This is a genomic window from Xanthomonas bromi (assembly GCF_900092025.1).
Classification (GTDB): Bacteria; Pseudomonadota; Gammaproteobacteria; order Xanthomonadales; family Xanthomonadaceae; genus Xanthomonas; species Xanthomonas bromi.
Genome location: NZ_FLTX01000012.1, coordinates 61,913 through 68,670, shown reverse-complemented (window position 1 = coordinate 68,670; position 6,758 = coordinate 61,913). Strand labels below are relative to the sequence as shown.

Genomic DNA, 6,758 nt, shown 5'->3' with positions numbered 1-6,758 from the left:
ACACCTACTTCCGCACCTATCCGGGCAGCTACTTCACCGGCGACGGTTGCCGCCGCGATGCCGATGGCTACTACTGGATCACCGGCCGCGTGGACGACGTGATCAACGTGTCGGGCCACCGCATCGGCACCGCCGAAGTGGAAAGCGCGCTGGTCTCGCATCCCAAGGTGGCCGAAGCGGCGGTGGTGGGCTTCCCGCACGACGTCAAGGGCCAGGGCATCTATGCCTACGTCACCCTGATCGCCGGCGAGACCCCGAGCGAAGAACTGCACAAGGAGTTGGTCAGCTGGGTGCGCAAGGAGATCGGCCCGATCGCCTCGCCCGACCATCTGCAATGGGCACCCGGCCTGCCGAAGACCCGCTCGGGCAAGATCATGCGCCGCATCCTACGCAAGATCGCCGAGAACGCGCCGGACCAACTGGGCGACACCTCGACCCTGGCCGACCCGTCGGTGGTGGATTCGTTGGTGAGCGAACGTTTGACGCGCTGAGGCGCGTTGGGAATGGGGGATCGGGGATGGGGAATCGTTGAAGCGGTTCCCTGCGAACGTGGCGCAGATGCGGCATGGGGATTGTAAAAACAGTCTCCAGCCCACCTCTGTAAACCGGTGTTTCGCGCGCGACGTTCCCGATCCACCATCCGCACCCAATGCATCCATCTCTCACCGCTGTTGCTGTTGCTGTTGCTGTTGCTGTTGCTGTCGCTCTTGGCTTTTGCGTCTGCTCTTGCGATTCCCCACTCCCGATTCCCGGCCCCAACATGACCACCCTGCTGATTGCCGATGACCATCCCCTGTTTCGCGAGGCCTTGCGCGGGGCGGTGCAGCGCGTGATGCCCGGGGTGCAACTGTTCGAAGCCGATAACGTGGATGCGCTGTACACGCTGGCCGATGCGCAACCGGACGCGGACCTGTTGTTGATGGATCTCAATATGCCGGGCGCACAAGGCTTCAGTGCGCTGGTGCATCTACGCTCGCTGCATCCGCAGCTGCCGGTGGTGGTGGTGTCCGCGCGCGAAGAACCCACGGTGATGCGGCGGGCGATCGACCATGGCGCGTTCGGCTTCATTCCCAAATCTGCAGACTCGGACACCATCGGCCGCGCATTGGCCACGGTGCTCGATGGCGAGCGCTGGATCCCGGCCGAAGCGCAGAATCTGCCGCCCACCGACAGCGAAGAACGTGAGGTTGGCCAGCGTCTGCGCGATCTCACGCCGCAGCAATTTCGCGTGCTGCAGATGCTTGGCGTCGGGCGCCTCAACAAACAGATCGCCTACGACTTGGGTGTCTCCGAAGCCACCATCAAGGCGCACGTCACCGCAATCCTGCGCAAGCTCGGCGTCACCAATCGCACCCAGGCGGTGCTGATGGCAGGCAAACTCGCCATCGATACCGACGGCATCGTGCTGCCGCCGCCCGAAGAAGACTGAGCGCGACGCAGCGATGGCGGAGCGCACCGCGCACCATCCGCGCAGACCGATCGTCGCAGCATGACCCGCCTCGGGTGGCATCTGCCGCACGACAATCAGCGCAACGGCTGGCCCGTGCAGACCTTCGACGCGCTTTGCGGGGCGGGCACATGCCACACTTCGTTTCCACTTTCGTCCTCGCCTTCATAGACCGCATAACGTCCATTGTCCTGACGGTGCATGGTCGGACTGAAGGTGATGTCGTCGATGCGACCGTCCGGGCCGACGAAATACATCTCGCCTCCACACGCGATATTGGAATTGGTTTCCGGCCCCAGGGCAGCGCACGTGATCTGCGAGGTCTCCGCGCGCACCACGCGATGCACACGTGGCCGAACCAGCCCGCGATCGGTGGCATCGCAGAAATAAGCGGCAAGCACCGTGCGCATCTCACGCTGCGACGGCATCCAGGACGGACAGCGGCTGTCAGCATCGGCCGTGCAGCTTGAGCCACCACCTGCAGGCGCGTTGCGATCGGACCCAGCAGCAAAGCTGTCCTGCAGTGGCAGCAACAGGCCTGCGGCGACAGCCAGCAGGCAAACGGGGAAAGGCATCGGAGCGTGGGAGTGCAGTGCGCGCGGCATACGACTCTATGCCACGGCCAGTTCCGGAATTCGGCGGCGACCTGGGCCAGGGCAACGTCTGCTACTGCTGCGGTTAACTGCGATCGATAGCGCGACTGCGTAGCGGCCAGACGGACCGGCCAGTCCGCGGAATCGGCGTATCGTCTGTGCACATGCGGTTCTTCGCACCGTCCGCATTGCGCTGACACGGCGCGGGGCATTGACGATCGCTGTGATACCTGACGGCGAGGTCCCCCCGGGCCTCGCCGTTTGACTGGATCGCTGCATGGTGCGAGGCGCATCGACGCCAGCGCGCGATAGCAGACATCGCGCAACGTCACTTCACCTTATTGCGCGGCGCGCGCACCCGATCGCAGGCACAGAATCCGCCGAACACGTGGCGATGCACGTCGGACACGTCCCTGCAGATGGGGTGACGCGTCCGCTGCTGGCTCGCATAGAAGCACTATTCGATTCCCGGCACCTGCTGATCGTTAGTCGGGCGCACGCGGATGCGCCGATGCATGGTGGCCATACGTACCCATGCCGTCTTCGCCCCACCACGTGACCAAGGTCGATGCAGCCAGCGATCTCCGGATCGATCGGCCCGCTCCCTGGCCCGCGGCTGTCGTCGGCCAAGATTACGAAAAGAGACCAGCCCCTTGCCGTTCGGACGGGGCGACATCGTGCCGGTTGCGGAATTCGACCTGGCGATGCGTGTCTGCACAGGCATCGGCAAGCCACCCGCGCGATAATGCTGCACTGCAGCGTGATCTGTTCATTGATGATTGCGATATTCATATGCGAACAGCCGGACACCTGCTGGCTGGTGGATGTTGTGATGCTCAGTTCCTGCTTTCCAGATTTCCAACACGCTTGCTTCGCCCCCGCCCGGCCAACGGAGCGTCGCGCGTGAGCGGCGTAGCGCGGCAGCGCCTGGGCAGCACCGACGTGCACCTTTCGGCGCTGGGCTTCGGTGCGGCACCGATCGGCAACCTGTATACGGAAGTGGAGGAGGCAGACGCACTGGCTGCGGTCGCAGGCGCGTTCGAGGCCGGCATCCGCCATTTCGATACCGCGCCCTACTACGGCTACGGCTTGAGCGAAGCGCGCCTGGGCCGGGGCTTGGCCGGCGTCCCGCGCGCGGCCTACACGCTGTCGACCAAGGTCGGCCGCTGCATCTACGACGACGCCCAGGCCGCCGCCGGCCGCGACGGCTTTGCGGTGGCCGGTCGTCGCGCCGAATTCGATTACAGCGCCGATGGCGTGCGTCGCGCATTCGCCTCCAGCCTGGAGCGCCTGGGCACCGACTACATCGATGTGCTGTTGCTGCACGACATCGGTGCGCTCACCCATGGCGACAACCACGCCAACGTCTTGCGCCAGGCCCTGGAGGAGGCTTTGCCGGCGATGGCGGAACTGAAGGCGGCCGGTGCCTGCGGAGCGATCGGGCTGGGTGTCAACGAGCAGGGCGTGGCGCTGGACGTGTTGCCGCGTTTTCCGCTCGACTGCGTGATGCTGGCCGGCCGCTACACGCTGCTAGAACAGCACGGCGCGCGCGCGTTGCTGGACCAGGCGCAGCAACGCAACGTGGCGATCCTGTCGGCCGGCCCGTACAGCTCCGGCCTGCTCAGCGACGCACGCGGCCCTGGCGCCACCTACAACTACGCCCCGGTCGATGCCGCCACGCTGCAGCATGCACAGCGTCTGTACGCGGCCTGCGCGGCATTCGGGGTGGACATCGGTGCGGCCGCCTTGCAGTTTCCGCTGGCGCATCCGGCGGTGACCACGGTGGTGGCCGGCATGCGCACCGTGACCGAAGTGCAATCGGCTGCCACGCGGCTTACGGCTGCGATTCCAGCCGAACTCTGGCAGCGCCTGCGCGACGATGGTCTGCTGGCGGACCTGCCCACGCCATGAGCCGGGTCGACGCGCATCTGCACTTCTGGCACCTGGCCCGTGGCGATTACCACTGGCTCACGCCGGCATTGGCGCCGCTGTACCGCGACTTCGGCCCGGACGACATCGGCACTGCGCTGGACGCCGCCGAGGTCGAGCACGTGGTGGTGGTGCAGGCTGCCGCGACCGAGGCGGAGACTTCTTACTTGTTCGAGCTGGCCCACGACGATGCGCGCATTGCCGGCGTGGTCGGTTGGGCCGACTTTGCTGCACCCGATGCCGCTGCACGTATCGGCGCGCTGGTGCGTGCCGGTGGCGGCGTCCTCAAGGGCCTGCGCCCGATGGTGCAGGACATCGCCGACGTGCACTGGCTGGCCGATCCCGCACTGGATGCCGCCTTCGATGCATTGCTGGCGCACGATCTGGCCTTCGACGCCCTGATCCTTGCCGCACACGTGCCGGCGCTGCAGGCGCGCTTGAAGCGCCATCCGGGATTGCGCGTGGTCGTCGATCACTGCGGCAAACCGCAGATTGCGGCCGGCGAATTCGTCGCCTGGGCCGCCGGCATGGCCGCCCTGGCGCAGCATCCCAACGTGCATTGCAAACTCTCCGGCCTGCTGACCGAAGCCGCGCGCGGCGCCGGCATCGATGCAGTGGAGCCCTATGTCGCGCATCTGTTCGCCCGCTTCGGCCCGCAGCGGCTGCTGTGGGGCAGCGACTGGCCGGTGCTGACCCTGCGCGCCGATTACGCGCAGTGGTTCGATCTCGCGCAGCAACTCGTTACCCGTCATGCCGCCGAACGCGCTGATGCGGTGTTCGGCGAAAACGCACGCATGTTTTATCGTCTGCCACGGTCGGCGGCCCCAACCCAAGGAACCCCATCGGTATGACTGTCTCGATCCCCACCACTCCCACTACCCGTCTGCAGGGCAAGCGTTGCCTGATCACCGCCGCCGGTGCCGGCATCGGCCGCGAAAGCGCGCTGGCCTGCGCGCGTGCCGGCGCACAGGTGATTGCCACCGACATCGACGCCGCCGCCTTGCAGGCGCTGGCCGCCGAATCGGAGGCCATCACCACCCAGCTGCTCGACGTCACCGACGCGGCCGCGATTACCGCATTGATCGAGGCACATGGCCCGTTCGACGTGTTGTTCAACTGCGCCGGCTTCGTGCATCAGGGCAGCATTCTCGATTGCGACGAACCGGCCTGGCGCCGCTCGTTCTCGATCAATGTCGATGCGATGTACTACACCTGCAAAGCGGTGTTGCCGAGCATGCTCGAACGCGGCCGCGGCAGCATCATCAACATGTCCTCGGTCGCCTCCAGCATCAAGGGCGTGCCGAACCGCTTCGTCTACGGCGTGACCAAGGCCGCCGTCATCGGCCTGAGCAAGGCGATCGCCGCCGATTACGTGGCGCAGGGCGTGCGTTGCAACGCAATCTGCCCCGGCACCATCAAGACGCCGTCGCTGGGCCAGCGCGTCAAGGCGCTGGGTGGCGACGAACAGGCGGTGTGGAAGAGCTTCACCGATCGCCAGCCGATGGGCCGCCTGGGCGACCCGCGCGAGATTGCGCAGCTGGTGGTGTACCTGGCTTCGGACGAATCCTCGTTCACCACCGGCCAGACCCACATCATCGATGGCGGCTGGTCCAACTGAGCGCGGCCAAGACGCACGCTGCCGCCCGCACAACACGCGGGCGCAGCGATTGGAAGCGCGATCTGTCGCGCGTGCGCTTCAATGTGAGCACACCGTCCTTACCCACCTGATGCATGCGCGCTAGGTTCGCTAGCCGCTCCACTCCTCACCTGCAAAGGAAGACCGCATGAAACTCGTACGCATTGGCGCCGAAGGCCACGAACGTCCTGGCTTGATCGACAGCGACGGCCGCATCCGCGACCTCAGCGGTGTGATCGACGATGTCGCCGGTGAGCACCTCACCAATGCCGGCATGGACAAGCTGCGCGCGCTGGATATCTCCGCGCTGCCGTTGATCCAAGGCGAACAGCGTTACGGCGCCGCCGTGGGCCGCATCGGCAAGTTCATCTGCGTGGGGCTCAATTACGCCGACCACGCCGCCGAATCGGGCATGGAAGTACCCAAGATGCCGATTCTTTTCATGAAGGCCACCACCGCCGTGTGCGGCCCCAACGACACCGTGATCATCCCGCGCGGCTCGGTGAAGAGCGATTGGGAAGTGGAACTGGGTGTGGTGATCGGCGACGTGGCACGCGATGTGGCGCTGGACGAGGCGCTGAACCATGTAGCCGGCTATGCGGTGATCAACGACCTGTCCGAGCGCGAATTCCAGCTCGAACACGGCGGCCAATGGGTCAAGGGCAAGAGCGCCGACACCTTCGGCCCGATCGGCCCGTGGCTGGTGACGCGCGATGAAATCGCCGACCCGCAGAACCTGTCGATGTGGTTGGAGGTCAATGGTCATCGCTACCAGAACGGCAGCACCCGCACGATGGTGTTCGGCGTGGCCGAACTGGTCAGCCATATCAGCCGCTACATGACGCTGATGCCGGGCGATGTGATCAGCACTGGTACGCCGCCGGGCGTGGGCCTGGGCCAGAAGCCGCCGGTGTATCTGAAGCCGGGCGATGTCATGGAACTGGAGATCGAAGGCCTGGGTCGCCAGCGCCAACCGGTGGTGGCGCATCCGCGCGATGCGGCTTGAGGCCGCATGCCTGCAGGAGAGCGTTGCGGGATTGAGAACTTGGTAACGCGGTGCGCTCCACCACTCAGACCCTTCTTTTGCAGCAAAAGCCGAACAACAAACGTAGACGTCGCCGAGCAACTCTGGGTGCGCGCTGTAGCTCAAGCC

Annotated in this window: 7 protein-coding genes and 1 pseudogene; 6 read left to right on the top strand and 2 right to left on the bottom strand. The window is 65.6% G+C overall.

Annotated elements, in window-relative coordinates; translation table 11 throughout:
- On the top strand, positions 1-491 hold a 491-nt coding region (locus XBLMG947_RS05095; RefSeq protein WP_139074357.1), incomplete at its 5' end, for an AMP-binding enzyme.
- Positions 492-760: 269 nt separating this feature from the next.
- Positions 761-1,429, top strand: a complete 669-nt coding sequence (locus XBLMG947_RS05090; protein WP_065466684.1) for a response regulator transcription factor — start codon at positions 761-763, stop codon at positions 1,427-1,429.
- A 95-nt stretch (positions 1,430-1,524) separates the two neighbouring features.
- Here the strand turns inward: XBLMG947_RS05090 and XBLMG947_RS05085 are convergent, their stop codons facing one another.
- Both XBLMG947_RS05085 and XBLMG947_RS24105 read right to left on the bottom strand, forming a co-directional pair.
- Positions 1,525-2,052, bottom strand: coding sequence for a hypothetical protein (locus tag XBLMG947_RS05085; protein ID WP_245228105.1), 528 nt, complete (start codon positions 2,050-2,052; stop codon positions 1,525-1,527).
- 510 nt (positions 2,053-2,562) lie between these two features.
- Positions 2,563-2,691: pseudogene (locus tag XBLMG947_RS24105) on the bottom strand (family 43 glycosylhydrolase); the annotation flags it as partial.
- Between the two features lie 252 nt (positions 2,692-2,943).
- On the opposite strand from XBLMG947_RS24105, the gene XBLMG947_RS05075 reads away from it, so the two are divergent.
- From XBLMG947_RS05075 to XBLMG947_RS05060, 4 genes are all read left to right on the top strand, one after another.
- Complete coding sequence (locus XBLMG947_RS05075) at positions 2,944-3,951, top strand: aldo/keto reductase (RefSeq protein WP_065466683.1); 1,008 nt, start codon at positions 2,944-2,946, stop codon at positions 3,949-3,951.
- Positions 3,948-4,820, top strand: a complete 873-nt coding sequence (locus XBLMG947_RS05070) for an amidohydrolase family protein (RefSeq protein WP_065466682.1) — start codon at positions 3,948-3,950, stop codon at positions 4,818-4,820. The genes XBLMG947_RS05075 and XBLMG947_RS05070 overlap by 4 nt, the downstream gene beginning before the upstream one ends.
- The gene (locus tag XBLMG947_RS05065) at positions 4,817-5,587 is read left to right on the top strand and encodes an SDR family oxidoreductase (RefSeq protein WP_065466681.1); all 771 of its coding nucleotides are present in this window, start codon (positions 4,817-4,819) and stop codon (positions 5,585-5,587) included. Before XBLMG947_RS05070 ends, XBLMG947_RS05065 begins: the two co-directional genes overlap by 4 nt.
- 166 nt (positions 5,588-5,753) lie before the next feature.
- On the top strand, positions 5,754-6,611 hold the full coding sequence (locus XBLMG947_RS05060; protein ID WP_065466680.1) for a fumarylacetoacetate hydrolase family protein: 858 nt from the start codon (positions 5,754-5,756) through the stop codon (positions 6,609-6,611).
- The last annotated feature ends 147 nt before the right edge of the window (positions 6,612-6,758 follow it).

Excerpts from the sequence above, each read along its gene's own strand:
- XBLMG947_RS05090 (WP_065466684.1), top strand. The coding sequence starts at position 761 with ATGACCACCCTGCTGATTGCCGATGACCATCCCCTGTTTCGCGAGGCC.
- XBLMG947_RS05070 (WP_065466682.1), top strand. The coding sequence starts at position 3,948 with ATGAGCCGGGTCGACGCGCATCTGCACTTCTGGCACCTGGCCCGTGGC.
- XBLMG947_RS05065 (WP_065466681.1), top strand. The coding sequence starts at position 4,817 with ATGACTGTCTCGATCCCCACCACTCCCACTACCCGTCTGCAGGGCAAG.
- XBLMG947_RS05060 (WP_065466680.1), top strand. The coding sequence starts at position 5,754 with ATGAAACTCGTACGCATTGGCGCCGAAGGCCACGAACGTCCTGGCTTG.
- XBLMG947_RS05085 (WP_245228105.1), bottom strand. The coding sequence starts at position 2,052 with ATGCCGCGCGCACTGCACTCCCACGCTCCGATGCCTTTCCCCGTTTGC.